The organism is Natrinema sp. 1APR25-10V2 (assembly GCF_031626495.1).
Classification (GTDB): Archaea; Halobacteriota; Halobacteria; order Halobacteriales; family Natrialbaceae; genus Natrinema.
Genome location: NZ_JAMQOJ010000006.1, coordinates 1 through 26166, shown reverse-complemented (window position 1 = coordinate 26166; position 26166 = coordinate 1). Strand labels below are relative to the sequence as shown.

Genomic DNA, 26166 nt, shown 5'->3' with positions numbered 1-26166 from the left:
CGACTACTCCGCGGCCGTCTCCGCGGGATGGGGCGCGTCGTACTCCGCGAGAATGACGAACGCACCGCCGAAGTGCTTCGGATGATAGAACACCTCGTCGAAGTCGGCCGACTCGTACCGACCAACGGGTTCGACGTCTTTCTGCTCGAGTTCTTTCACTGCCGCGTCTAAGTCTGCAACGCGAAGTGACACGGCATACAGACCCGCCCCGTTCCGTTCGATGAACTGTGCGACCTGACCGTCGTCCGATTTCGGAGTCACTAGCTCGATACCGCTCGGACTGAGCCGGTTTGCAACAGGTTGCTCGCCGGTGGCCGTTTGGGTTGTCGGTTCCATGAGATCCCCGAACGAGAGACCCAGCAATTCCGTGAACTGATCCATCGTATCATCGATATTCGGAGTTGCGATAATTACTCGATCGACACTGTAGATCTCCATATTGGGATGTCATCCCACTACATAATAATAGCTTGGTAGCTTTGGAGACCCGATTGGTCAGCTGAGCGGTTCCTTTCCGTCGATAATTCGCTGGATACGGTTGGCGAGTTCGGGGATCCCGGCTTCCAGGGACGGATACATCGAATCGGTTGTCGTTCCTTCGAGGTATCGTGCGTAGAACGCCTCTAGTGCCGTCCCGAGCTTGAACCCAGCTAGCGCTCGATAGAACCGATCGTGTCGGTACGTACGACCGCTTGCGTCTTCGTACATCTCCACGAGTTCGCGCTGAGAGGGGTATCCCTCATACTCCGTGAATTGCGGGAATAACTCCGGGACAGCAGGGTTGTCGGTCCCGTGCTCCCAGTTGAACAGCATGTAACCGACATCAGCAAGGGGATCACCGAGCGTGCTCATCTCCCAGTCAAACACGCCGATGATCTCGGGAGGTGTCCCCGAAGAGAAGATGACGTTGTCAAGTTTATAGTCGCCGTGAACGAGCGTTGGCTCTATCGGTTCGGGGATCGAATCGGCGAGCCACTCGGCGGTATCGCGAAGCGCGTCGATCTCTCGACCGGACCGCTTGAAACACTGCTCCATCTGATTCGTCCATAGGGCTATCTGCTTCGAGAGGTACTTCTCGGGGCTTCCGAAGTTGCCCAGCCCGATACGCTCGTAGTCGACGTCATGGATCTTCGCTAGCGTTTCGACTAATTCCGAGCTAATCTGTTCGCGATACTCTGGTTCCGCAAATCGGCTTGGCTCGCCCGTATCGTTATGAATAACAGTGCCGTCGAGTCGCTGCATCACGAAGAAGTCGCTGCCAATCACGGAATGGTCGTTACATGCGAATACCGTCTCTGGAACTGGGACTGCCGTCTCCGAGAGCGCAGACAGAACCTCGTATTCTCGAAGGACATCGTGTGCTGACTCCGGTGTTTTCCCAGACGGCGGGCGACGCAGAGCGTACTCGCCATCTCCCCAGTTGAAGAAGATAATCTCGTTAGAGTGGCCCTCATCATGGTAGGAAACGTCGAAGCTCTCAGTGTCACCTAGTTCGGTCGCTAGATACTCCGAGAGCGCGTCCGTATCGACCAAACTATCGAGATGGTCGTTTACATCACTCATATTTCATCTGATTGTACATCCTCGCATATATTCTTTCGTCTACTTAGCCAGCTACGCCTGCTCTGACTTTGGATGATACGCGAAGGCACCGGCAGTAGATATAACTTATTTTACGTTCAACAGGACAGTCGATGTTCCTGAACCAAGTTACCGACTACGAATCGGCTGTCGAGTCGTTTTCCTGGGAAGAGATACGTGACGAATGCGACTGGGGAGGACAAGAGGCGCTCAACTTCGCACACGAGTCGGTCGATAGGCATGCAACCGACGGTGATACGCTGGCGATTCTATGGCTCGGGGAGGGCGGGGAGGAGAAGCGGTACACGTTCCGGGATCTCACACGACGGTCGAATAAGGTAGCGAACCTACTGACTGACCTCGGCATCGAGGCGGGGGATCGCGTCATCACGTATTTACCACGGATTCCTGAGCACTATATCACAGTTCTGGGGACCGTGAAAACCGGTGCCGTATTCGGGGCGATTAACGAGCGGTACGGCCCAGACGGTATCGCCCACCGTCTCGCGGACAGCGAGGCCGAGACCATTGTGACGACCGCAGCAAATCGCGAGACGATCGCTGCCGCTATCGAAGGGATCGATTCCGTCGAGAATGTTATTGTCCTCGACCGAGACGATGGCACCACTGTCGACGGTGATATCGACTACTACGACCGAATCGAAGACGCTTCCCCTGAGTTCAAGACCGTTCGAACAGGCCCCGAAACACCTGCATTTCTCTACTACACGTCCGGGACGACTGGACCAGCGAAGGGCGTCGTTCACGGTCACGACTTCACGATCGGAAACGCGAGCTTCGCGAAGCTCCCGGCAGGCTTGCAAGACGGTGACCTCTACTGGTGTACAGCAGATCTCGGCTGGTTGACCGGGCTCAATCCTTTCGGTGCGCTGTTTTGGAAAGTTCCCATCATCGTCTACGAAGGCGAATTTGACCCGGAAGCGTGGGTGACCATCCTTGATGAGCATCCGATCACCGTCCTGTTCAGCGTTCCGACTGCCTACCGGATGCTCTGGAAACAAGAGGAACTCCTCTCCGACCGAGACTTGGAATTGCGGACACTTCTCTCAGTCGGCGAACCGCTCAACGCGCCAGTCGTCGAGTGGGCGAAAGAACAGTTCGGGGTACCGATCCTTGACACGTACGGATGTTCTGAAATGTACGGTACTGTGGTGGCAAACTATCCGTTTGACTCTTGGGAGGTTAAGCCGGGAAGTATGGGAAAGCCGTACCCGGGAATCGATACGAAGATCGTCGAACCCGGAACCCTCGAGGAAGTGGATCAAGGCAAAACCGGTGAGATCGCGATCAAGGAATTCCCGAGCACATTCCTCGAGTACTGGAACCGCCCCGAGAAGACGGCCGACGCTCGGATCGGCGAGTGGGTCTTGACAGACGACTTGGCCAGAGAGGACGACGGTGGGTACTACTGGTTCGAAGGCCGGGCCGACGACGTCATTCTTTCGTCGGGTTACCGAATCGGTCCCTTCGAAATCGAATCGCAACTGGTTGAACACGACGCTGTTACCGAGGCGGCCGTAATCGGAGTCCCAGACGAACAGCGGGGGGAGCGTGTGAAGGCGTTCGTCGTCCCTGCTACGGATGTAGACGCTACCGACAAAACTCGTGCCGAAATCAAACAATTCGTCCGCGATCGACTCGCCGCACATGAGTACCCGCGTGACGTGGAGTTTACCGACACCCTCCCGAAGACGGTCACCGGAAAGATTCGTCGGTCGGAGCTACGAGAGCGGTCGGATCATGACTGAGCTAAACACCGAAGCGAGAACTATGAAGTGATGACCGACGCGGTGATAGCCAATCTTCCGACAGCGGTACTACTGCTCTGCTTTCCAACTCTTTGACTTCCATATTGTACGTTTCGAGAATTCCACCGTAATCAAGTCAGGGAGTTCCTGTAACCCAGAATGAATAACAATTAGTAAGATGGAGACAGTTGGTAGCATATGGCCCAGGATAGCGCAGCCTTTGGCGAAGGTGATGAGTTGGAACTAATTGAAGAGATCGCCGTAAAGATAGCTTCTGATTACGACGACGACTACTGGCATACCGTCAATCACGAACAGAAAGACCCGGTGGAGTTCTGGCAGGACTGTGCCGATGCCGGGTTTCTCGGCGCGACAATCCCCGAAGAATACGGCGGAGAGGGGATGGGCGTTCAAGAACTAACGACGATCGTCCGTACGCTCGAAGAACACGGCTGTATGGGTGTCGGGATGCTGTTCGTCGTAACGCCGGTGTTCGGTGCGATTACACTCTCGAAGAATGGCACTGAGAGTCAGAAAGAAGAGTTCCTCCCGAAGCTCGCGAATGGGGATATGAAGTTCTGTATGGCATTAACGGAGCCGAATGCAGGTCACAACACCCCCGAACTCGATACGACTGCAGAGCAGGACGGCGATGAGTTCGTAATCAACGGAGCGAAACAGTGGATCAGCGGTGTTGGCCGTGCCGATAAGATGCTCTTGGTCGCACGCACGACGCCGAAAGATCAAGTCGAAAACCGGACCGAGGGCATCACGCTGTTCTTAGCGGACCCGGACGCGCCCGGGATCGAGTACCGTGAGCTAAACACTGGAATTCCGTCACCGGAGAAACAGTACGAGATCAACTTTGACGACTACCGGATCAGCGCCGACGCGATCATCGGGGATCAGGGGAACGGACTCTATCAATTGTTCGATACGGTTAACCCAGAGCGGCTGGTCGGTGCCGCCGGTGTGATCGGCGCTGGGAAGTGTGCGCTGAGGCGGGCAGTAGACTACGCGACGGAGCGAGAAGTGTTCAATGCGCCGATCGGCACGCACCAGGCGATTCAGCACCCGCTCGCCGATAAGTGGTCGCGATTGGAGGCTGCTGAACTCCTCCAGAAGAAGGCTGCCTGGCAGGTCGATTCTGACGGCAGAGACGCCGGTTCCGCGGCCAACATGGCAAAACTGCGCGCGTCCATAGCTGGCTACGACGCGTGTGACTTCGCAGTCCAAGTACACGGCGGAAACGGTCTCAGTGAAGACTACTTTGTTGTTGACCTCTGGAAGCAAGCTCGACTATCCCGCATTGCACCTGGATCCAGCGAGATGATGCGAAACTACGTCGCTGAGCGTGTGCTCGGTCTCCCCCGCTCGTATTAGGCGTCGGGCCTGAAGCTGAACTCTTCCAGTTTCGTTTCTACTCTCGAAGTGGTCGTCCACAGCTGATTGGATTGTGGTTAATCCCTCCGACACTTATATTCTCTTGGCTCTACACTTCCCGGTATGGCAGCAGATAACGCATATGAATGGCTTTCGGCAGACGATGTTGCGAACGTGACTGAACGGTTCCGCGCGGACGGCGATGTAGCGCTTGTAACTGGTGCGAGTCGTGGTATTGGTCGGGTTACCGCGTTTCAACTCGCCGCGGTCGGGGCCGATGTAGCGATTGCAAGTAGATCATTGGAGGATCTCGAAGCAGTCGCGGATGAACTCGAAGAGACTTTCGATGCGCGAGCAGTCCCGATCGAGACCGATATCGCCGATCCCGACGCCGTGGAACGGATGATCGAGACGACGATAAGTGAGCTCGGCGATCTCGATATCCTCGTGAATAACGCTGGTGCTTCGTTTGTCAGTGACACCGAAGATATTTCTCCGAACGGCTGGGATACCGTCGTCGAGATCAACCTGAAAGGGACACATCTCTGTTCGACAGCGGCATTGCCGTATCTCGAAGACGGTGGTCGTATCGTGAACTTCTCGTCGATCGCCGGGCAGTACGGTTCGAATACGATGAGCCACTACGGGGCAGCCAAGGCAGGTGTGGAAAATCTAACGCGATCACTGGCGAACGAATGGGCGGGACGAGGCGTTCGAGTAAACTGCATCGCGCCCGGTCTCGTTCTCACTCCCGGATCGGCTGGTGTCATGGGTGTCGGTTCGGAAACCGCACACGATCGTTCGACGGTTGATCGCGTAGTCGGCGGTGCCGACGAGATTGCCGATGCAGTGGTGTTTCTCGCGACGCGAGCATCAAGCTATCTTACCGGCGAAACGATCGTAGTCGAGGGAGCACCAGCCGTATCCGAGGACTTTGAGTAAACAGATTTGTAACCGTCTATCTGCGAGTACCAATACGGAACCTTTCGATCACCCACCTGAGGAATACCGCCTACCCGCCGGCCGATCGAATCGTGTTGCTATCGTCCAAACGGTTACGACATGCGCTCTTCAGAAATCGACTTGTTTTGCGAGCGCCACCTTGTCGATCTTCTGGGATCCCGTCCGCGGGAACTCCTCGACGAATACGACTCGCCGGGGTTTCATGTATTCTGGCAGATCGTCTCGAGACTCGCAGAACGTCTTCACCGCTTCCTCGGTCAGATCGTCGCCGATGACAGTCGCGGTGACGGCCTCCCCCCATCGCTTGTGATCGGTCCCGAAGACCGCCACTGACTCGACGCCCGTCATATCCTGAAGGACGTTCTCAACCCGGCTCGGCGGAACCTTCTCACCGCCCGAGTGAATAATATCATCTTTCCGGTCGACGTAGTAAAGATATCCGTCCTTGTCTTGGCGAACGATATCTTCCGTGTGCAGCCACCCGTCGGTGAACAACGCCTCGTTCCGTTCAGGACGTTCCCAGTAGCCGGGCGTGATGATGTCTCCACGCAGGAGGAGTTCGCCACGATCGCCGGACGGGACTTCTTCCCCGGTGTCGATATCAATGACTTTTCCGCGGACAGCAGGTGTGAGCCTTCCCAGTGATCCGATAGGGAGTTTTTCACCGGGGTCGAGCGTGATGCTGACGCCTGCGTTTTCGGTTTGTCCGTAGTAGTTGCTCAGATCGACCTCGAACGTGTCTTCGAACTCCTCTAAGAGCGGTTCCGGTGCGGGTGCACCCCCGAAGAAACAGAATCTTAGCGACGAGGTATCGTGCTTCTCCGGTACGATCGTGTCAAGCGCATCCACCATCATCGTTGGCACTAACCCGGTGTAGGTCGCACCGGTATTCTCGATAGCGTGGAGCCACTCCTCGGCATCCCACCCGGGCATGACCGCGACTGAACCGCCGGAGAACAGAGACATCAACACAGGACCATGGAGACCACCGACATGAAACAGCGGCATCGCCACCAATGCCGTGTCGTCCGGACGCAGTCCGAAGACGGAGATTCCTGAGTCGACCTGCGCACCGATGTTGCGGTGAGTTTGGACGACACCTTTTGGATCTCCTGTCGTCCCTGAAGTGTGCATAATGATCGCGGTGTCCCCGTCCAAGCGCTTGGTACGCGGAGGGGCTTCGGCCGCAGCCGGGAACTCGGCAAACTCTCCGGTATGCTCGATTTCGGTTGTGTATTCTAGACTCTCGATCCGGGGCTCTAGGTCGTCCGTTTCATCGGCCAAGGTCTCGGACGTGAACAGTACAGTCGGTCGGATATCCTCGAGGACGAACGCAAGGTCATCGACACCAAAGCGTGTATTCAACGGCGACACGACTGCGCCGACGTGCCAGATACCGAAAACTAGTGGCACGTAGGCAGGACAGTTCGGCATGTAGATGGCCACACGATCGTCCTCCCCGATCCCGCGTTCATCGAGCCACGCAGCCACGCGTTTGATCCGTTTCTCGAGGTCGCTATAGGTGATTGTGGCGTCACCGTTCTGGATCCGAAGGATCGCCTCAGCATCTGGTCGACGTTTGATCTGGTTTATGAGGTATTCACAGAGATTCATAGTGTACTCGTCTACTTGCACGACCAAATATATTGGTGCTCTAACTGTTATCCCAGAATGGTTTGACCGTCTCTCCCAATGTAGCGGCCTATCATTAGAGAAGACACCGAAAGAGGAGTTAACGTATACAGGAATTTGAGTAGACTCTTTTCGAAACGTATTGACGGCATTTCAACTGAGATTGTGTTAGAAATGTTCGCGATGCCGATAGAGCGTCAGTCCTCTCTTCGAGCAGCGATACAGTAACACACTTAGGGTGTTATTAAGGAGGGTTTCGATTGTGTGACAAAATGTCACGGTAGAGATTCGAAATCAATCGATACGTTTAGATCAGACGTAGTCAATCCGCCTATTTTCACAATGAATGTTTCTCAGACTTGTCTCCGGGCACGCTGCTAACCGTTTGCAACAATGAGCAGAAGATGTTCGTACGAAGACCAAGCGGCGATGACGGCGCATTCGGAATCGGATCACGCCCAGGAGTTCTTGGAAGCACGGCCGGATTTGCTCGCCGGAGATCCGGAAATCCTTCAGTTCGAGGTCAGCGACGTAACGGAACTCGATCTATAGAAACGGAGACGGTACGCTTGCCACATGGACGAATTAAGAGTCGTATCTGAGCGCCCCAGTCGGATTGACGCTTCGGTAATTCAAGAGAACGCTCCTGTCTCCTCATTATTATTTTAGTAGCACCTCCGCTATCTTCTGTATGTTCAGTTACTTTTTCAGCCGATTCGTGATATAATAGTGTGGGTTTTCCCAATTTTGACCCTTACGCTCTAGCGACTGCTGATCTAGTGTTTGGAGTTTATTAAATTCACTCATCATAGTAAAAAGTGCTTTTCCTTAATCTTCCACCAATATAGTCGAGATAGTCGCTTAGATATAATAATAGGAGAGTGATTAGATAGACGACCATCGACGAGAAACCAGTGCTTTCGAAACTGTGCTTCTCGGCCAATAGCTGCGCGAATATGGCGGTTTATTCGGTGCTTCGTCGGCCAAGGATCAAGACCCGAAGAGCCGGCTTCGAGTCAAGTTATCTTGTACTCTATATTCAAGACCAACTGCCATTTATCTTGTCAGAATTTTATTGGTAGTGGCTCGAGACGACTATGTCGTCCTCAGAACGCAAAGCAATCTGCTCAGCGAGAGAATCCCGTCCTGAAACCGGCATCTCGAGGTTGAAGGTTAGGTGTGAATCGCGTCACTCGACTACACAATCCACGTTGATGACAAGCGGGATATTCAACGTGAACCTACACTACCAAGTAAAATTACTTACATAAGCTGTGTATGGCGATTCAGGATGTTTTGAGTCCCGATCGGCCCAATGCGACGCGACCCGGCGACTGGGACGACTATTCGATCCACCGGGCGTTACTCTCCGAGGGCGGCCACTCTTCTGAGCACGGAGTCCAAACAGAAACGGGAGTGATCGACAGCAGAATCTTTATGATATGGAATGACATACCGCTTCCTGGCGGGGAAGATTACCAACCAGCCCTGATGCCTGCATCCGTGTCAGTCTAACCCCGCCTATCGGTTTCAGGAAAGCAGAGAGTGACTAACGGCACAGGCGTCAACGGTTCATCTGACGGCGTGACCAGAGCGGCTGCTGAAGGCTAAAAACGCTAATCCCGCAACTGCCGAAACATGGTCGGAAAGTCCTGTATACTGCCGAGACTAGCTGATATAGACAATGTTCTGTCCCTACCCTAACTTATTACTTCTCTTAGCATGTTTTGCATTCTCATGCCACAGTGGCAAGAGGAGCGACCGGACGAGGATTTCTTCAGAATCCTTGACCCAGACGGTGAAGTCGTTAAGGACCCCCCAGAGATATCCGACGATACGCTGTTGGGAATGTATCGTACGATGGTCCTGTCCAGGGAATTCGACGAGAAAACGCTACATATGCAGCGACGGGGCGAAGTTTCGATAATCGCACGAGCGACCGGCGAGGAGGCTGTCTCTTGTGGGTCGGCCGCCGCATTGAAGGAAGGAGACTGGTGTTTCCCGTCCTACCGGCAGACTCCGGCTGGCCTCTACTGGGGCGTCCGGATGGATCGAGCAGTAGCTGCCTTGATGGGCGCTGAACCGGAGACCATCGACGAGCACCTTCCCGTTGATGAAGAACCGCCAGTGACGTTCACACCGATCTACGTCCCGCTGGCAGTAAACGTTACCAACGCGGTCGGTTCCGCGATGACCGATCGCTTCCGTGGGGATAATAACGTCACGATGTCGTACATCGGTGATGGGTCAACTAGCCAGGGTGATTTCCACGAAGCGCTCAACTTCGCGGGAGTGTTCGATGCCCCGTCTGTGACAGTGTGTCAGAACAACCAATGGGCGATATCTGTCCCGGCTCACCGGCAGACGGCAGCGGAGACGTTCGCGCAAAAAGCGGTCGCGCACGGGATTCCCCACGAACGGGTAGACGGAAACGACATTCTCGCAGTGTTTGAGAAATCCCGCGAAGCGGTTCGACGGGCTCGCCAAGGCGACGGTCCGACTTTCATCGAAGCAGTCACCTACCGAATGGTTGAACACAATACTGCCGACGAAGAGTCGGTGTATCGGGACGAGGACGAGAGGGTGTACTGGGAGGATAAAGACCCTATCGATCGCTTCGAAACATATCTGCTCCGAGAGGGTCTCCTCGACGAGCGCGACCCCGAGGATATTCGAGAGACTGTGCGAGAGGACATTCAAGAAGCGGTCAACCGTGCCCGAGAGGTGCCAGTTTCCGAACCAGAAACAATGTTTGATAACCACCTCAAGGACGACACGTGGAAACGAGAGCATCAGCGTGCGGAACTCCGCGCCGAACTCGATGGGCGGAATCCGTTTACCGACTTCACCGGAGAGGGTCTCGAATGAGCCTCACGACGGAATCCCGGGCGGAGGAAGAGGGACGAGAGATGAATCTCGTCACGGCAATCAACACCACACTCCGCCAAGAGATGAACCGTGACGAAACGGTCCGACTGCTCGGGTACGACATCGGCCCTATCGGCGGTGTGTACCGCGCCACCGAGGGACTACTCGAGGAGTTTGGCGAGGAGCGCGTCATCGATACACCACTCTCGGAGAACGGTATTATCGGTTCCGCGGTCGGGATGGCGATGCGCGGGGACAGAGTCGTTCCAGAGATCCAGTTCATGGGCTTCTTCTACCCGGCGTTTGGGCAGTTCATGTATACGCTCGTGAAGATGCACGAGCGCTCGGGCGGCCAGCTCGATGTCCCGCTCACCGTCAGAATGCCGTATTCGGGGGGGATCAAGTCCAGCGAGTACCACTCCGAGTCGACGGAAACGTTCCTCGTCCATACCCCAGGCGTCCGCGTCGTCGTCCCCAGTACACCGTACGAGACAAAGGGCCTCCTCGCCGCTTCGATCCGGAACGATGATCCGGTCGTCTTTCTGGAGCCGAAGAAAATCTACCGAATGGGCAAAGAACCCGTCCCTGAAGCGGAGTACACACTCCCCTTGGACGAGGCGAGATACGTCCGTCGCGGCGAGGATATCACGGTATACACGTGGGGGTCGATGACCCGGCACGCAAAGAGCGCCGCCGACAACGTCGATGCAGACGTCGAAATCGTGGATCTGCGGACACTATCGCCGCTGGATGTCGAAACTATCCTGGAATCGGTGAAGAAGACCGGACGAGCGGTTATCCTTCACGAGGCTCGACGGACGCTCGGACTCGGTGCAGAGATCTCCGCACTTATCAACGAGTACGCGCTGGATCACCTCCACGCGCCTATCAAGCGTGCGACCGGGTTCGACGTTCACTTCCCGGGCCACCAAACGGAAGAAGCGTACCTACCAGATGCCGACCGAGCCGAAAAAGCTATCGAGGCAGTGATGAGTTATGAGTTCTGAATCGAAACAGCAGTTCAAATTCCACTTTCCCGACCCGGGCGAGGGGATAACGGAGGCAGAGATTACGGAATGGTACGTCGACGAGGGCGAAGAGGTCCAAGAAGACGATCCGCTCGTCGACGTGGAAACCGACAAAGCTGTTGTCGAAATTCCCGCCCCATGTACGGGAATCGTCGAGGAGATAGTCCCCTCGGCGGGAGAGGTCGTACAGGTAGGAGAGGTCATCGCGGTGTTCCGTACCGAGAATCCACCGCGTCAGCAGGTCTCCGATGAGGCGGAAGCGGCAGAAGAAACGACCGTCGAGAGTCAGACTGAAAGCGAACAAGCGGCAGAGGGATCCGTCGACTCGACTGAGACAGCGAGCGCTACCAGCAACGAAGAGCGTGTTTTCGCCGCCCCGTCGACCAGACGGTATGCACGCGAGAACGAAGTCGACATTCAGACGATCACCGGGACCGGTCCCGGCGGTCGTGTCCTACGCGAGGACGTCGACCGGTACCTCGAGGATGGAACGACCGTCAGTGATGACGCCGACGCGCCACCGTCCCCGACAGCGCAGGAAACGGACGCCGCCGGCGAGACCGAACGTGCAGATGATCACGAAGTGGTCGAACCCCTGCGGGGACTCCGTCGCACCATCGCGGAGAACATGCAGCAGTCGAAGCGGGAAATTCCGCACGTAACCTCCGGCTTCGAGGCCGATGCGACCGAACTGGTGAACCTCAAAGAGCGACTCGACGAGAAACACGAGAGCGTCCGAATCACGTACACGGCTCTTCTCGTGAAGGCTGTCGTGCCCGCGCTGAAGGAATACCCGCTAGTGAACGCCTCCGTGGATATGAATGCGGAGGAGATCACCAAGTACCAGTACTACAACATCGGTGTCGCGACGCATACCGAAGACGGTCTCGTCGTGCCAGTCGTGGAGAACGTCGACCAGAAATCACTCGTCGAGGTGGCAGAGGACCTGCAGGAGAAGATTGAGAGGGCTCGTAACCGCGATATAGCGCCGGATGAACTTCGCGGGGGAACGTTCACTATCACGAATACAGGAAGCCATGGGGGCCACGGTACGTTCGGGACACCAATCATCCGTCATCCCGAATCGGGTATCCTGGGCGTCGGCGCTATCGAGGAGAAGCCGGTCGCCGTTGACGGAGAAGTCGAGGTGAAAGAACGGATCGGCTTCTCCTTTTCCTACGACCACCGGCTTATAGACGGCGTCACTGCTGGGCAGTTCATGGAGCGGCTTATCGAAGGGATCGAGGACCCGGACATGCTGCTCTCGCGCCTCTGAGGAACCGTCGGAAACCGGAGAACGCCACAGTCGCCCGACACCCATCTTTTGGGAGTGGAAAGGATCTCTTCTCTGGGAACGCGTCGAACGGGACAGTCTGAGGTCCGCGGCTGAAGTCGTCGGCAACTGGCTCACCGTGGGAGGGCGTACTCTCGGTAGGGGGATGATGTCGATGACTCGTTCACTCACCAGTGGCCGTATCTCGAGTTCCCGAGGTTAGAGATACGGCTCGAGGGTGCGGTCGGGGACGGAACGGAAGGCGACGTGAGCATCTCCCCACCGAAGGGGCGAGGATCGACGATAGTACTCGCGAGATTCTGTCCCGGTTCCGCTCGGCAATTCGTATCGAAGACGACGAGACGTGCGGGCTGGAGAACTACCGTGTATGGATCGCGTTATCCATGGCGTTCTCGGCCGCTTCCATCGTCGCCTCAGTGAGCGTCGGATGCGTGTGGACGGTGCTGGCGATGTCCGCTAGATTCGCGCCCATCTCGATGGCGAGTCCGAGTTCTGCGATCATCTCGGAGGCCTCGGGCGCAACGATCTGTGCGCCAAGGACGAAGCCTGTCTCCTCGTCAGCAACGACGCGGACGAAACCCGCGCGCTCGTCCATGGTCAGTGCGCGGCCGGATGCGTGCATCGGCATCTGGCCGACAAGCGGCTCGAAGCCCGCCTCCTTGGCCCCGGTCTCGGTCAGCCCGACCGTGGCTATCTCGGGATCGGTGAAGACGACGGTGGGGACCGCCTGATAGTCGAGCGCACTGGGCTCGCCGGCTATCACCTCCGCGGCAACCTTGCCCTCGTACATTCCCTCGTGTGCAAGCATCGGGTTCCCGGCCACATCACCGACGGCGAACACGTTCTCGATTCCGGTGCGTGTCTGGTCGTCCGTCGGAAGGTAGCCGTTCTCATCGGGTTCCAAGTCGATCGCCTCCAGATTGAGCGTGCTCGTGACGGGGCGACGACCGACGGCGACCAGTACCTTGTCGGCCTCGTACTCGGCCGTTGCGCCAGCATCGGTCTCGGTGGTGACGCGGACTCTCCCTGACACCTCGTCCCAATGGCTGGCACTCTCGCCGAAGCGGAATTCGACGCCCAAGTCTTCGGCACGGCTGCGAACGACGCGAGCGATGTCTTCTTCGTAGGCCGGGAGAGCATGCTCGAGCATCTCGACGACGGTCACGTCCGTGCCGAGCTTGGCGAACACGGTCGACAGCTCCATTCCGATGTAGCCGGCACCGACGACGACGAGCTCATCGGGGAGCGATCGAAGTTCGAGCGCGTGCCTCGAAGAGATAATATTCTCACCGTCGAACTCGAAGCGGGGGATCTGTATCGGTCGTGACCCAGTGGCGATGATAGCATGTTCGAACCCGATAGACCTCGAACCCTGGCCTTCGTCGCTGCTGACGACCCGAACTTCGTCTGAACTGGTGAACTCCGCACGACCCTCGACAAGTGTGACATCGTTGCCCTTGCAAAGCTTCTCGACACCGCTAGTGAGTTGATAAACGACGTCGTCCTTCCACGACTGCATTTCCGTCATATCGATGCTAGGGTCGGCGTAGACGCCCATCTCTTCAGCCTGTCCGGCTTCGCAGGCGACGTCCGTCGCGGTGATGAGAGCCTTCGACGGAATACACCCGCGATTGAGGCAGGTGCCCCCGTATGCGTCTTTCTCGACGAGCGTCGTGTCCAGGCCGAGTTGGGATGCGCGGATCGCCGCGGCGTACCCGCCCGGACCCCCGCCGATTACTACCACGTCCGTCTTCGCTGAGATATCTCCGTCGATCATATACTTCGTAAGGTTACTCAAATGAGAAGTATTTAAGGATTTACCGAGATTTCAGTGTTTGTATCCGCCGATGTGCTCACGCCATATCTTTGAGGAACTTCGACTCTATGAAACGAACGAGAGCGTTCGCTGCCAGTCGCTGGGTGGATTCAGTCGGATCTAACTTCGGCGCAACTTCCATCATATCCACCATCCCTATCTCGTCGCACTGCCCGAGCAGATCCATCGCCTGTAGTAAGTCCCCGCTCGTCAGCCCACCCGGTTCCGGAGTACCAGTCCCGGGTGCGAACGAGGGATCAACGCCGTCAATGTCGACAGTGAGGTACACGTGGTCAACGCCGTCCGTCACGTGATCGATAGCATCTCGAACGCAGGATTCAATACCGCGTTCGTCCACGTCTGATGCGTAACTGACGTGGAGATCGCGTTCCTCTTCGATCGTAGCGAATTCCGGTCCTTCGTACGCGCGAATCCCGATCATTGCATGATTCTCGTAGCTGCCGTATTCAGACTCGTCGATTCGTGCCATCGGAGATCCATGGAAGTGCTCGCCGTGGAGCGGACTCGAATCGACGGTATCAGTATGGGCGTCAATCTGAATGACGCCCACAGGTTCGGCCATGGCTCTGGCAAAGCCGAGATAGGACGGGTACGTGACGTAGTGGTCTCCGCCCAAAAGGACGGGAAACGAGCTCGAAGCCGCGACCTCTACTGCCGCTTCGATTCTGGGACGAGTCCGCCCGATACTCGTCGGAACGGTATCCACGTCGCCACAGTCACGAACGGTTAGGCCGTCGTAGGAGACTACGCGATCGGTTTCGACGTTGAGTACTCCGCCTTTGTAGTTTCCGAGGTAGGCGTACCACCCGCTCGCGGCACGTACTGCGGCTGGGCCGAACCGAGCGCCAGGCCGTCTCGTTACCGCACCATCGAACGGAACGCCGAGGACGGCGATGTCGATGCCGTCGTGTAACTCATCTACCGCGCACGTTTCTGATTTCAGGAATGTCTGAATGCCCGCATACGAGAGTTCGGCCAACTCTTCCGACGTTTCGTCGGGACGGGAACCGTTACGGTCGACCATACTTCTCGAATCACCCTGATCGAAGAAATGCTTGTTAATGCCTACCATTCATCCTGTACGCAAAAATATAAGTGGGAAATCGACGATAGCGGATGGCGTGTGAGCAGAAAAGACACGCTAGTCGTCTTCCGTGAAATAACGGAAGGACTTTCGATGGAGTCCTATGCGGCAGAGCTTCGCACCCGTCTTTCAGAGTGGGAGGTCCGCTACGCTCGGACACCGAGCGAGGAACGTCGACTGGTTACGGACGCGCAGATCGCTACAGGTATCGGTATCGACGAGGCTCTCCTCGACCGCGCAACGAACCTCGAGTTGTTCGCCACCGTCTATGCGGGGACGGATCACCTACCGATGGATCGACTCGCAGAACGGGGAGTGAGGGTCACGAATGCCAGCGGTGTCCACGCACCCGGGATCGCCGAACAAATCCTCGGCAATATCCTCGTGTTCACGCGGCGCCTTCACGAGGGATGGCGCCGGAAACAGAACCGCGAGTGGCGTCACTTTCAGGGCCACGAACTGACCGATTCGACGGTCACGATCATCGGACTGGGCTCCATCGGGAAAGCCTTCGTCCAGCGGCTGGATGGAATGGAAGTCGAGACGATCGGCGTCCGATATACACCAGCAAAGGGCGGGCCGACTGACGAAGTTATCGGGTTTGACGAGAGGGAGTTTCACGACGCACTCGCCCGGACGGACTACCTCGTCGTTTCGTGTCCGTTGACGGAGACAACGAGCGGACTCATCGACGCGGAAGCATTCGCGACGTTGCCGCCCCACGTCGTCCTCGTGAACGTGGCCAGAGGTGAGATCGTCGATACTGAGGACCTCACGGCGGCCCTCCGTAACGGTTCCATACGTGGCGCAGCCCTCGATGTCACGGATCCAGAACCGCTTCCGCAGGATCATCCACTCTGGTCCCTCGAGAACTGCCTCATAACTCCCCATATTGGGGGATACACGCCCAAGCACTGGTCACGTCTCGCCGACATCGTCGCCCACAACGCCGATCGGCTCGACTCGGATTCGGACTTGCAAAACCTCGTCTTGCAACCGTAGATCGACTTCGGTCAGACGGATACTCGCTTGTAACGCGCTGCCGTCCGTGGTCCGATCCCGAAGGCGAACGGCGAACTTCTAAGGCATCTCGTCCAAGGCGAAGTGCTCTCCATGCGACGGGGCCGATTATACGTGACACGTGTGACAGAATGTATTTATAACTATTTGTCGTAATGAGGATCATGCATCGCGTTCGATTTCGAGACCCGGCAGGAGCCGTTCGAATTGGCAAATGGAACGACGAGAGCGTCCACTTCGGGAGGAGATCGTACGCCCTCGACGAGGTCGATATTTTGCCACCGTCAGCACCGACCAAAATCGTGTGTATCGGCCTCAATTACACGGCTCATGCCGAAGAGTCCGGAGAGGAGATACCGGATCGTCCGCCCCTGTTTCTCAAAGGGCCGAACGCGGTAGCCGGTCACGGCGATACGATCCCGCTCTTGGCCGGCAAGGACCGCATCGACTACGAGGCCGAACTCGGCGTCGTCATCGGCGAACAGTGCCGCAACGTCAGCCGCGAACGAGCGATGGACGTGGTCGAGGGGTTCACCTGCGTCAACGACGTCTCGAACCGAGACGATCAGTTCGACGAACGAAACTGGATCCGTGGCAAAGCGTTCGACGGTGCAGCACCGATAGGTCCGGTAGTTGCGGGACCAGAAGAAGTACCAGCAGACGCCTCCGTCCGGGCGCGAGTCAACGGCGAACTCCGCCAAGAGGGAACGCGTGACGATCTCATTTTCTCGGTTCCAGAGCTCATCGAGGAGATCACGACGTATCTGACGCTCGAGCCCGGCGACGTTATCGCCACGGGAACGCCAGCGGGTGTCGGTCCACTCTCCGAGGGGGATACCGTCGAGATCGAGGTAGAAGGAGTCGGTACGTTGATGAATACCGTCGTGGCCGAGTAGGGGGTTCTAGCCGACTCGACGCGTTTCCCGGGACGATCGAGTTTCACAGGCGGTACGAGGCGGACGCGACGGGGCTTGACCCCGAGGCGGTTGACAACCGATCATATTGGGAGCGGAGCCTATTCAATTCTATAACACCTCGAGTACATCTTTACGATATAACCCCTAAATGACGGTATAATCCCCTATATGAGGGAAAAGTCTTTATATCAGACTGTGATCTGGTTTTGGTGGGTCATACCATGCCAATCGATAGCGATCGTCGAAAGGTGCTCCAGGCAGTCGGATCTGCGACTGCGCTTGGGCTCGCCGGTTGCGCCGGTGGTGGAAACGGCGGTAACGAGACGGAACTGACACAGGAATTCGACCTCGACTTCGGCTGGACGCCTCGCCGGAACGTCAGCGTCGTCGTTCCGTGGGGTGCCGGTGGTGGTACCGACACGATGGTTCGGTCCGTGATGAACCCCGCAGAAGACATCCTCCGACAGAACGACATCGGCGTAAGCATTAACGTGCAGAACATCACGGGTGCCAACGGGTTAAACGCCACATCGTACGTCCAATCGCAGCCTGCAGACGGTCACACCCTCTTTGCGAATACGGTCGTCCTTGAACGGAACATCGTTCAGGACCAGGGCAACATCTCGCTCGACGACTGGGCCGGGATTGCCCGCACGCAGTACGACACGAGTTGGCTGTACTCCAGCGGTAGGGACGGAGTCGGTCACGACAGCATCGATTCGCTAGTCGAGAAAGCGAATAACGAGGGCGTTCAGTTCGGCCTCGTCGGAGGCGCACTCAGTGCAGTGTTCCTCCTTCAGTTCGCCGAAGGAGCGGGTATTCTAGATAACATCCAGATCGTCACGTACAGCGACGCCGGACGGATGCAAAGTGACGTCATTTCCGGCGAAATCGACGCCGCACAGGGCGAAATCCAGGAGATTCGACCACAGGTCGAGGAAGGGGAACTCGAACTCCTTTTCGTCGGCACCGAAGAGCCCGTCGACGAGTTCTCCGAAGTGACCGCTTCCGGTGAGAAAGGGTGGGAGGCCCTCTATGCCGTCACACGGGGCTTCGTTGCGTACGACGGGACGCCGCAGGAGTCGCTCGACTTCTGGACCAAACTCATCAAGAACGCCATGCAGACCGACTCCTACCAGAGCTACGAAGAGGATTCGCTGTTATATCTGCGTGACGGCTTCATGCCGCAGCAGGAGTACATGGACTTCCTGCAACAGAGTATCGAGGATCTGAGAGAGGCGAAGGATCTCTATGAGGAGGTCACGCAAACGAGTGCATAGACGTACGGAGGGCCAAGCGGCGTAGCCGCTTGACCGACATTCAACTTATACCATGAATCCAAGTACTCAGAATCCACACAGACAGTACTCAGATAACGGGAACGACGCGATCGGGGCACCCACAAACCTTCCGAGAGCGGGCGTATTCAGTGACACTGTGGGCGAACCATCGATTGAGCGTGAATTCGAGCCATGACTCTCGAACAACTGCTGACCGGGTTCGGAAACATCTTCACGCCTTGGGCGATGGGTGTGTTCGTCTTCGCACTCCTGCTCGGGATGCTCGCCGGTGCTATCCCCGGGATGAGCGGGCTCATGACGGTCGTGATACTCATCCCGGTGACGTTCGTCATGGAGAAGACCATCGCGTTCATGATGCTGTCGGTCATCTACGCGGCATCCGTGTACGGAGGCTCGATTAGCGCCATCCTGTTCAGGGTTCCCGGTGCCTCGCCAGCGGTCATGACGCTGCTCGACGGCTATCCGATGAACCAGCAAGGGAAACTGAACCAAGCTATCAGTACTGCAGTGTTCTCTTCGGCGTTCGGTGGCATCGTCGGAGCGCTCATCCTGATCTTCTTCTCACCAGTACTGGCGTCGTGGGCTCTGGGTCTTTCCTCTCCCGAGTTCTTCGCCGTCATCTTCTTCGGACTGGCGCTCGTTTCCACCGTCGGTCGCGGTGACGTTTCCAAGGCGGTGATGGCCCTCGGTGTCGGTATCTTCCTCGGTGTCATCGGGTTCGATCCGCTCGCCTCAGAGCCCCGGTTCACGTTCGGAAACCGAATGTTACTGAGCGGGATTAATTTCATCCCAGTTCTCCTCGGCGTATTCGCCGTTGCCGAGGTGTTGAAACAGGTCAGAACCGGCGGCGAAATGGTCAGCAGCGAGCAAGACACTGGTCCCGACAGTGGCGGCTCGTTGCTGAGCGGGATCGTCCCTCCGTTGAGCTACTTCAAGCGATTCAAGCGGATTTACGCCGTCAATTCGATCATCGGGACGCTCATCGGCATCCTCCCGGGGGCGGGTGCGACCGCTGGTGCGCTGTTCGGCTACACGTTCGGGAAACGGGTTTCTCCCAAACACATCCGCGAGAAGTTCGGAACGGGTATTCCGGAAGGAATCGCATCGCCCGAGGTCGCGAACAACGCCGCTTGTAGCGGTGCGTTCATCCCGCTGTTGACGCTCGGTATTCCGGGCAGCGGGACCACGGCAGTCCTCCTCGCTGCGTTCATCCTGCACGGCATCCAGCCGGGCCCCTCGATGCTTCAGGCGCAGGGGAACATCGTCTATACCATGTTTGCCGGGTTACTGCTCGTCAACGTCGGCGTCTTGCTGGCTAATCGGCCCATCGTCAAGGTCTTCACGCAGGTCAGGCGGATTCCGCGCGAACTCTTGCTCTCCCTGATCTTGATGTTCATAGTCATGGGGGCGTTCGCGGCCCGGAACATCACGTTCGATCTCTGGATAATGTTCGCTGCCGGAATCGTCGGCTACTACATGACCATGTACAACTACTCACTGGCGGCGTTCGCGATCGGTCTCGTCCTCGGTCCCATCGCCGAACCGTCGTTCCGGCGCTCGATCATCAAGGCACAAGGAGAGTACACCGTGTTCCTCGAACGGCCGGTTTCGCTGGTTCTCATCGTCGCCTCGGTGCTCGTATTCCTGCTGCCGTTGCTCGAGGAGACGGCCGTCGGCTATCGCGTCCGCGCGGCGCTCGGACTGGCCGAAACGGAGGTGGAACCATGAGCGAGGGACCGGGTCAAACCGAAAGCGAGACGAGAGATCTCCCGACGGACCCGACCGACAATACCGTCCCGGATATCGGGTACGATGCGTTAATTACCGTCTTTACGATCCTGTTCTCGCTGGTCTTCATCGTACTCTCCCGAGATTTCGCTGGCATCAGAATTTCGGAGTACGATCCCGGTGCCGCCTTCTGGCCGCGTGCCGCTCTCTCGGTCGTCATCCTCGCGAGCGTCGTCAACCTCTGGAAAATCTACAAGGAGGCCAAAGTTGAGGGCCAGATTTCGGAACTGATTGCAGTACCCTCCTTCAGCGGCGAGGTCGACGTGAAGGAAGGCGACAAGCGGTTCGTCGCGACGATCATCACCTTCGGAACCTATCTGTGGATAATCGAACCGCTGGGGTTCCTGGTCTCCACGCCGTTCTTCCTCGTCGTCGTCGCGTGGATGCTTGGGTACCGCGGACGGCCCGTCAGGATCGTGGCGTTCGGCATCCTGACGACGGTTGTGTTTTTCGCGGTGTTCACCAACCTCAACATCGCGCTCCCGAGGGGAACTGGTCCGTTCCAGCAGTTCTCCATCTTCGTCGAAAACTTCCTTTCCATCTAACCGTTTTCGGCTCCGTTTCCAACGACTGCCGTGGCGGCGCCTTACAGCGGCCTCCATTGGTCACGTTCACCGTTTCGTCATGCTTCGCTGTCGCCGGGGAACGCACTCACGCTCCGCTCGTTTCGTAGGCTGAACGTCAACTAGTCCACGTTCCTTCGTAGCGGTCCGAACCAGCGACACGCTCCGTTTCCGGTAGCACTTTTCGCCGAATAGCCGTCAGCGCGTTACGCCACACCATTCGGAGGATCCGGCGCCTTTCTCGGTACTCCGTACACCTATCGCTGTGAGAGATGAAAGCGGATACTTGCCCCCGAGAGAGGAGAGTCCCGTATCCACTGACAGTGGAAAGTACTCTCAACCGTTCATTATGGAGCGGATACCGTAATCAGGAGATTTACAACCATATGTCTGTAAACGATTGTGGTGCCTCGCCGTGTAGTGATCATCTCCGATGCTACCGACGCTCGTGAACAGTCTAGCGGAGAAAAAGGTGCTTCTCTCACGAGTACCATTTCACTGTGAGTAGAAACGTATCGTGAGAGTCGGCGAAGACCACCCTAGTTTCGATCGTGGAACTGCAGTTTGAGCTCGATCTCGTTTATCGTACTGAGGAGTTCCTCGGCGTATTCCTCCCGAATTTCATCGGTAGTCAGACGGTGTTTGGGGCAGGTGATACTGATCGCTGCGTAACGGTCACCGAGAGGTGAGTAGAACCCGGAGCCGATAGCCCAAACACCCTCGATACGCTCCCCTCGGTTCAGTGCGAACCCCTTGTTTCGGATCGTTTCGAGTTCAGCGAACAACGTCTCGGGATCGGTAATCGTCGTCTCCGTTTGGGCTTCGAGTCCGTGTTCTGCGACTATCGATTCGACCTGTTCGTCATCGAGTTCCGCGAGGATGCTTTTGCCGGCAGAGCTGGTGTGGAGATCGAACCGTGACTGGCCGATTTTTCGATCCGTCGCGGCTTGTATGTCGTATTTATCGTTACACGAGCGGAGATAAACTCCGTAGTCGTACTCCTTCACGGAGAGCGAGACTAGTTCGTCGACTCTGTCCGCTAGGTCGCGGAGGTGATCTTCGGCGACGGCTATGAGTTCGGTTTTGTCCTGCAGGTATCTTCCGAGGTCCAGGAATTTGAGCCCGAGGTGGTACTCGGTTTCGTGCTTCTGGACGAACTGCTCGTGGTGGAGCGTCTTCAGATGTTTGTGGACGGTGCTGGTGTTCATACCGGTGTATTCCGAGATCTCTGTTACACCCGCGCCGTCGAGTTCCTGAAGCGCGGCGATGATCTCCAATAGCCGTCTGTCCGAGTTGACCAGGCCATCCGTGTTCGTCGTACCCATATGACAATGTGTGATAGCGTAGCTCATATTATTTACTGTCAGTGGATATCGTCTGAGGGAGCCCTGAAACTTCATACCGCCTCCCATAGAAGACCACTTGTAAATGCACGAGGATATGTCCGGTTACTCAGAACGGACGTGACCACTCTTCTTATTTTTCCTCACGAAGGGGGTGTGACAGCTACGGCCTAGAACACCGTCGTGAGGGAGGAAAATGTGAATTAGTCGTCGGCCGTTTTCGGTCGTTCGACGTCGTATTCGTCGCTGATACGATCGGCAGCACTCGTCAGCCGATCGAGATACCTATCGATGTCCGTACCGATGATCGGATTCCCGTGCACCGGACAAATCATCTCGACACCGAATTCGTCGAGAATCGATTCGAGCGCTGACCGCAACTGGATCGGATCTACGTACCGGAGCCAGACGAGGGTGTCGCGATGGAATCGATAAATCTGCTCCTCCGGAATACCCTCCTCGAACTCCCTCGAGGTGAACGAACACTGTCCCTCTCGGTGTTCCGTTCCGAATCCGTCCGCAGCGAAGAGCGCGTTCGTCTCGTGGTCGAAGATCCAAGCCGTGTGAGAGCGATCGGCTAACGGTGGATCGATGAAACTGAACGACCGGCCGATGATATCCATGCTGCTCCCGATATTACATTTCGTGGCCGTTCCCAGTCCCTGTGCAGCGGGCGATCCACACGAAGCAAACACCTCTATGTCGTCCCACTCGTCACGAAATGCACCGACGTTGGCCGAGTGAGGGTAGTCCGAGTGCGAGAGAATTATCGCCCGAAGCTCTTTGTCGCCTATTTCGGACTTGATTTCCCGTGTTATACGTTCGCGGTGATAGAACGAGCCGGTGTCGACGATGATGTACCCCTCGGATTCTTCGATGAGATACACCGATACGTGCTCGTGAGCGTCACCGTGATCGTAACATTCGTGGATCCACGTAATATCGGAGGTGAGTTCGCGTGACATAGTTACCCGAGGGTCCCCACTCGTCCGTCGGCGTTTATCGACTCGATAACTGGCTGAACCATTTTCATATACCGTTCGGGTTCCTCCCGTATCACCAGTCCGTGTGCCGGGGCGAGTATTTCCGGTTGGAACTTCTGAATTAGATGCTCGATCTCGCGGTTGATCTTCTCGACATCGACGTACTGGAACCAGAAGAACACGCGGCCATGAAACTCTTCGAGGCGGTCGGGTGTGATTTCGGTCTCCAACTCGTCGACGAAGGCCAACTCCTCACTTCCGAGATGAGGGAATCCGAGCCAGTCGATGGGAAACAGCGTGTCCGTCAACTGGTCGGACATCCACAAGGAGACTGCCGCATCGAGGAACGTCGCTTCGTGAAACTCGACGGTATGCTCACCGAGATCGATCGTATCCCCTTCTGCGACGCGTCGCGCGTCCTCAAGATGGTAGAGTTCGTGGCCTTTCCCGTACGCGGGAGCGACGAGTTCGGCCTCGGGATACTTTTCGAGTATCGCCATCGTATTTCCGGCGTGCGGGACGTCCGGATGGGAAACCACCAGGTAATCGAGCGACCTCCCGTCGAGCACGGTTTCGATATCCCGGAGGACTTTCTCTGTCGATGCAGGCGAAAACGTATCGAGAACCAGGGTCTCCTCATCGTCGAAAATGAAGACGTTCTGTGGAATGTGCACGGAGTCGGTTTCGGAATACCAGTCCTGATCGTTCGCGCCTGCTTCAATCATGTCGCTACGATCCCGTCCGATTTCCTGTACCCAATAGAGGTGATTACTCACTCTTCTTGGCATGCATACGCATAACGCATTGATGCTCGAACTAATAAAGCTTCGTGTAGCGCACCCCGTAACAGCACCGCTACGCCTGTTTTTAGCCGAAATCTACGGGCGGGGCAGCCCGAGTGACTCGGGGTCGTTCGGAAACTAGAGATTTCCGTGACTGAGCGGAGCTTCGCGATGTCCGCGAAACCTTCGGATTCGCTCGATGACGAGACGCTTCGTGTCTCGAACCACTTGACCCCGAGGCGGTTCACCGCGGGCCAACTGCTCACCTCGGTCGCTTTCGCTACGGACTCCTCGAGTGAAGACCGCGGGCGCCAGTCGCCAGCTCTGGTAATCGATTACGACTCTCGCTCTTCGATCGCCTCCTCGAACGTCGATTTCGCCCGCTGGCTGCCGGCCAGAACGTGAGTCGTATCGATCCCGGCCATGACGAAATCGAACCCACGGTGCACCCAGCGCTTGATGTCTGCGTTCTGAACCGCGAGCGTCGAGACGGCCGTCTCGGCGTCGTGTGCCGTTTCGACGATCTCGTCGACGGCAGCGAGGAACTCTTCGCTGTCCCACTCGCCGTAACAGCCGAGGTTCGCGGACAGATCCGCGGGGCCGACGAACAACGCGTCGAGCCCGTCGACCGCGGCGATCTCCGCGACGTTCTCGAGCCCCCGATCCGTCTCGATCTGCGCGATGGTGACGATGTCGTCGGACGCGGTCCAGTAGTATTCTTCCATCTCGAGTCCGTACCGAGAGGCGCGACTGCCGGCGACGCCGCGGACGCCCTCGGGCGGATAGCGCGTCGCCTCGACGAGCGTCTCCGCCTCCGCTTCACTCTCGATCATCGGGGCCATGACCCCGCTCGCACCGGTATCGAGCACGCGTTTGACGACGACGGGATCGTTCCAGGGGAGGCGGACGATCGCTTCCGTGTGGCTGTCGGCGGCGTCGACGGCCCGGACCAGTTCGATCACCGTTTCCATCGTGTTCGGCGTGTGTTCGATATCGAGGACGACGAAATCGAACCCGATTTCGGCGGTGAGCTCCGCAACAGAGGGGTCGCGGAGGGTAATCCAACTACCGACCGCTGGCTCCTGTTCGATGATCGTCTCTGAAAGTCTCATAATTTGGCATCAACGGACCGGGCGAAAAGTCTAACCCTTGGGGAACCGCTCGACAGGGCTGAGTGTTACGGCGCAACCCCGACATTAGGTACGAGAATGGAAGTGATGAGCGCATGTCGAGTGGCTTTCCGATTTAAGAACATCCTGCACGAGCCTTCACTCGCTATCAGTGCCGATGAACGTAACTACCCGTCTCGCTCGGACGGATTCCGTCGATCACTAATTCACCCGTCGGTCTACGTATCTGGACGAGCCCAGTCCTCTCACGGTACACATCGATGGAGGGATGTCTGAACACGTACGACTCGAGAGCTCTCGCTAGGAAACTACTACTTTACGATGAGATTGTGCTCGATTTCTCGTCATCGTCTCCGTACGAGTACTGGCTGACATCCGCTCGACGGAATCGCGAGTCGCGGTCGAATCAGGGGAGGCGGCCGGTAAGGGCCTCGCTGGCTGGGGCGATCTGAATCTTGGTTCCGAGTCCCTCCGCCTGGGCCTGTTCGTAGAGCATGTGGGCGGCTGCGACCGTTTCGATCCCTGTTCCGCCGCTGTCGAAGACCGTGATCTCGTCATCGCTCGTCCGTCTGGGGGTGACCCCCGCGACCACCTCGCCGAGTTCGGCGTGGACGTGATCCTCGTCGACGACGCCCGCCTCGAGCGCTGCGAGGTACGACCCCGCGTCCTGCGCTGCACGGGTACGGAGGTCGGGGACGTACGTCGATCGCTCGATAGTGGTCGTGTCCAGTTCACGCCGATCGGGCGTGTGCTGGCCCATCGCCGTCACATGGGTCCCGGGCTGGAGGTCGTCGCCATCGAACACCGGATCGGCGGCCGTCGTCGCCGTGATTACGACGTCCGCGCCCGAGACAGCGGCCGCACTCGAGTCGACCGACTCGACTGCCGCCTCGAGGTGAT

The 26166-nt window shown here is 57.2% G+C and carries 21 protein-coding genes and 1 pseudogene; 12 read left to right on the top strand and 10 right to left on the bottom strand.

Annotation, left to right across the window (positions count from 1 at the left end):
• Positions 1 to 3: 3 nt before the first annotated feature.
• Together NDO75_RS18525 and NDO75_RS18520 are read right to left on the bottom strand one after the other, a co-directional pair.
• A complete protein-coding gene (locus NDO75_RS18525) occupies positions 4 to 438 on the bottom strand; it encodes a VOC family protein (protein WP_310908100.1) in 435 nt (144 codons plus the stop codon).
• Between the two features lie 57 nt (positions 439 to 495).
• Positions 496 to 1563, bottom strand: coding sequence for a phosphotransferase family protein (locus NDO75_RS18520; protein ID WP_310908099.1), 1068 nt, complete (start codon positions 1561 to 1563; stop codon positions 496 to 498).
• 131 nt (positions 1564 to 1694) lie between these two features.
• On the opposite strand from NDO75_RS18520, the gene NDO75_RS18515 reads away from it, so the two are divergent.
• From NDO75_RS18515 to NDO75_RS18505, 3 genes are all read left to right on the top strand, one after another.
• Entirely contained in the window at positions 1695 to 3350 is a 1656-nt protein-coding gene (locus NDO75_RS18515; RefSeq protein ID WP_310908098.1) for an AMP-binding protein, read from the top strand.
• 198 nt (positions 3351 to 3548) lie between these two features.
• The gene (locus NDO75_RS18510) at positions 3549 to 4733 is read left to right on the top strand and encodes an acyl-CoA dehydrogenase family protein (RefSeq protein WP_310908097.1); all 1185 of its coding nucleotides are present in this window, start codon (positions 3549 to 3551) and stop codon (positions 4731 to 4733) included.
• 123 nt (positions 4734 to 4856) lie between these two features.
• Positions 4857 to 5675, top strand: a complete 819-nt coding sequence (locus NDO75_RS18505) for an SDR family oxidoreductase (RefSeq protein WP_310908096.1) — start codon at positions 4857 to 4859, stop codon at positions 5673 to 5675.
• A 129-nt stretch (positions 5676 to 5804) separates the two neighbouring features.
• Here NDO75_RS18505 and NDO75_RS18500 read toward each other — a convergent pair whose 3' ends face one another.
• Positions 5805 to 7310 carry an AMP-binding protein gene (locus tag NDO75_RS18500; protein WP_310908095.1) on the bottom strand — a complete coding sequence of 502 codons (1506 nt, stop codon included), beginning with the start codon at positions 7308 to 7310 and terminating at the stop codon, positions 5805 to 5807.
• A 411-nt stretch (positions 7311 to 7721) separates the two neighbouring features.
• Between NDO75_RS18500 and NDO75_RS18495 the strand changes: the two genes are divergently transcribed.
• From NDO75_RS18495 to NDO75_RS18480, 4 genes are all read left to right on the top strand, one after another.
• Entirely contained in the window at positions 7722 to 7880 is a 159-nt protein-coding gene (locus NDO75_RS18495) for a hypothetical protein (protein WP_310908094.1), read from the top strand.
• A 1185-nt stretch (positions 7881 to 9065) separates the two neighbouring features.
• Positions 9066 to 10196, top strand: a complete 1131-nt coding sequence (locus NDO75_RS18490; protein ID WP_310908093.1) for a thiamine pyrophosphate-dependent enzyme — start codon at positions 9066 to 9068, stop codon at positions 10194 to 10196.
• Positions 10193 to 11203, top strand: coding sequence for an alpha-ketoacid dehydrogenase subunit beta (locus NDO75_RS18485; RefSeq protein ID WP_310908092.1), 1011 nt, complete (start codon positions 10193 to 10195; stop codon positions 11201 to 11203). Before NDO75_RS18490 ends, NDO75_RS18485 begins: the two co-directional genes overlap by 4 nt.
• Positions 11193 to 12500, top strand: a complete 1308-nt coding sequence (locus NDO75_RS18480; RefSeq protein ID WP_310908091.1) for a dihydrolipoamide acetyltransferase family protein — start codon at positions 11193 to 11195, stop codon at positions 12498 to 12500. Before NDO75_RS18485 ends, NDO75_RS18480 begins: the two co-directional genes overlap by 11 nt.
• Positions 12501 to 12876: 376 nt before the next feature.
• On the opposite strand, the gene lpdA is transcribed toward NDO75_RS18480, so the two are convergent.
• Entirely contained in the window at positions 12877 to 14295 is a 1419-nt protein-coding gene (gene lpdA / locus NDO75_RS18475; protein ID WP_310908090.1) for a dihydrolipoyl dehydrogenase, read from the bottom strand.
• Positions 14296 to 14371: 76 nt separating this feature from the next.
• Positions 14372 to 15334: an agmatinase family protein gene (locus NDO75_RS18470; protein ID WP_310908089.1), complete on the bottom strand. Its 963-nt coding sequence runs from the start codon at positions 15332 to 15334 to the stop codon at positions 14372 to 14374.
• A 198-nt stretch (positions 15335 to 15532) separates the two neighbouring features.
• Here NDO75_RS18470 and NDO75_RS18465 point away from each other — a divergent pair, with 198 nt between their 5' ends.
• The 5 genes from NDO75_RS18465 to NDO75_RS18445 all read left to right on the top strand — a co-directional run bounded on the left by NDO75_RS18465 (position 15533) and on the right by NDO75_RS18445 (position 21010).
• Complete coding sequence (locus NDO75_RS18465) at positions 15533 to 16441, top strand: D-2-hydroxyacid dehydrogenase (RefSeq protein ID WP_310908479.1); 909 nt, start codon at positions 15533 to 15535, stop codon at positions 16439 to 16441.
• Positions 16442 to 16623: 182 nt separating this feature from the next.
• The gene (locus NDO75_RS18460; protein ID WP_310908088.1) at positions 16624 to 17355 is read left to right on the top strand and encodes a fumarylacetoacetate hydrolase family protein; all 732 of its coding nucleotides are present in this window, start codon (positions 16624 to 16626) and stop codon (positions 17353 to 17355) included.
• A gap of 242 nt (positions 17356 to 17597) precedes the next feature.
• Positions 17598 to 18656 carry a tripartite tricarboxylate transporter substrate-binding protein gene (locus NDO75_RS18455; protein ID WP_310908087.1) on the top strand — a complete coding sequence of 353 codons (1059 nt, stop codon included), beginning with the start codon at positions 17598 to 17600 and terminating at the stop codon, positions 18654 to 18656.
• A gap of 192 nt (positions 18657 to 18848) precedes the next feature.
• Positions 18849 to 20405, top strand: coding sequence for a tripartite tricarboxylate transporter permease (locus NDO75_RS18450; protein WP_310908086.1), 1557 nt, complete (start codon positions 18849 to 18851; stop codon positions 20403 to 20405).
• Entirely contained in the window at positions 20402 to 21010 is a 609-nt protein-coding gene (locus NDO75_RS18445; protein WP_310908085.1) for a tripartite tricarboxylate transporter TctB family protein, read from the top strand. Before NDO75_RS18450 ends, NDO75_RS18445 begins: the two co-directional genes overlap by 4 nt.
• A 557-nt stretch (positions 21011 to 21567) precedes the next feature.
• On the opposite strand, the gene NDO75_RS18440 is transcribed toward NDO75_RS18445, so the two are convergent.
• From NDO75_RS18440 to NDO75_RS18420, 5 genes and pseudogenes are all read right to left on the bottom strand, one after another.
• Entirely contained in the window at positions 21568 to 22353 is a 786-nt protein-coding gene (locus NDO75_RS18440; RefSeq protein WP_310908084.1) for an IclR family transcriptional regulator, read from the bottom strand.
• Positions 22354 to 22574: 221 nt separating this feature from the next.
• The gene (locus NDO75_RS18435; RefSeq protein WP_310908083.1) at positions 22575 to 23336 is read right to left on the bottom strand and encodes an MBL fold metallo-hydrolase; all 762 of its coding nucleotides are present in this window, start codon (positions 23334 to 23336) and stop codon (positions 22575 to 22577) included.
• Positions 23337 to 23338: 2 nt separating this feature from the next.
• The gene (locus tag NDO75_RS18430) at positions 23339 to 24079 is read right to left on the bottom strand and encodes an MBL fold metallo-hydrolase (RefSeq protein WP_310908082.1); all 741 of its coding nucleotides are present in this window, start codon (positions 24077 to 24079) and stop codon (positions 23339 to 23341) included.
• A 392-nt stretch (positions 24080 to 24471) separates the two neighbouring features.
• A complete protein-coding gene (locus NDO75_RS18425) occupies positions 24472 to 25248 on the bottom strand; it encodes an aldolase/citrate lyase family protein (RefSeq protein ID WP_310908081.1) in 777 nt (258 codons plus the stop codon).
• 424 nt (positions 25249 to 25672) lie between these two features.
• Positions 25673 to 26166: pseudogene (locus tag NDO75_RS18420) on the bottom strand (ornithine cyclodeaminase family protein); the annotation flags it as partial.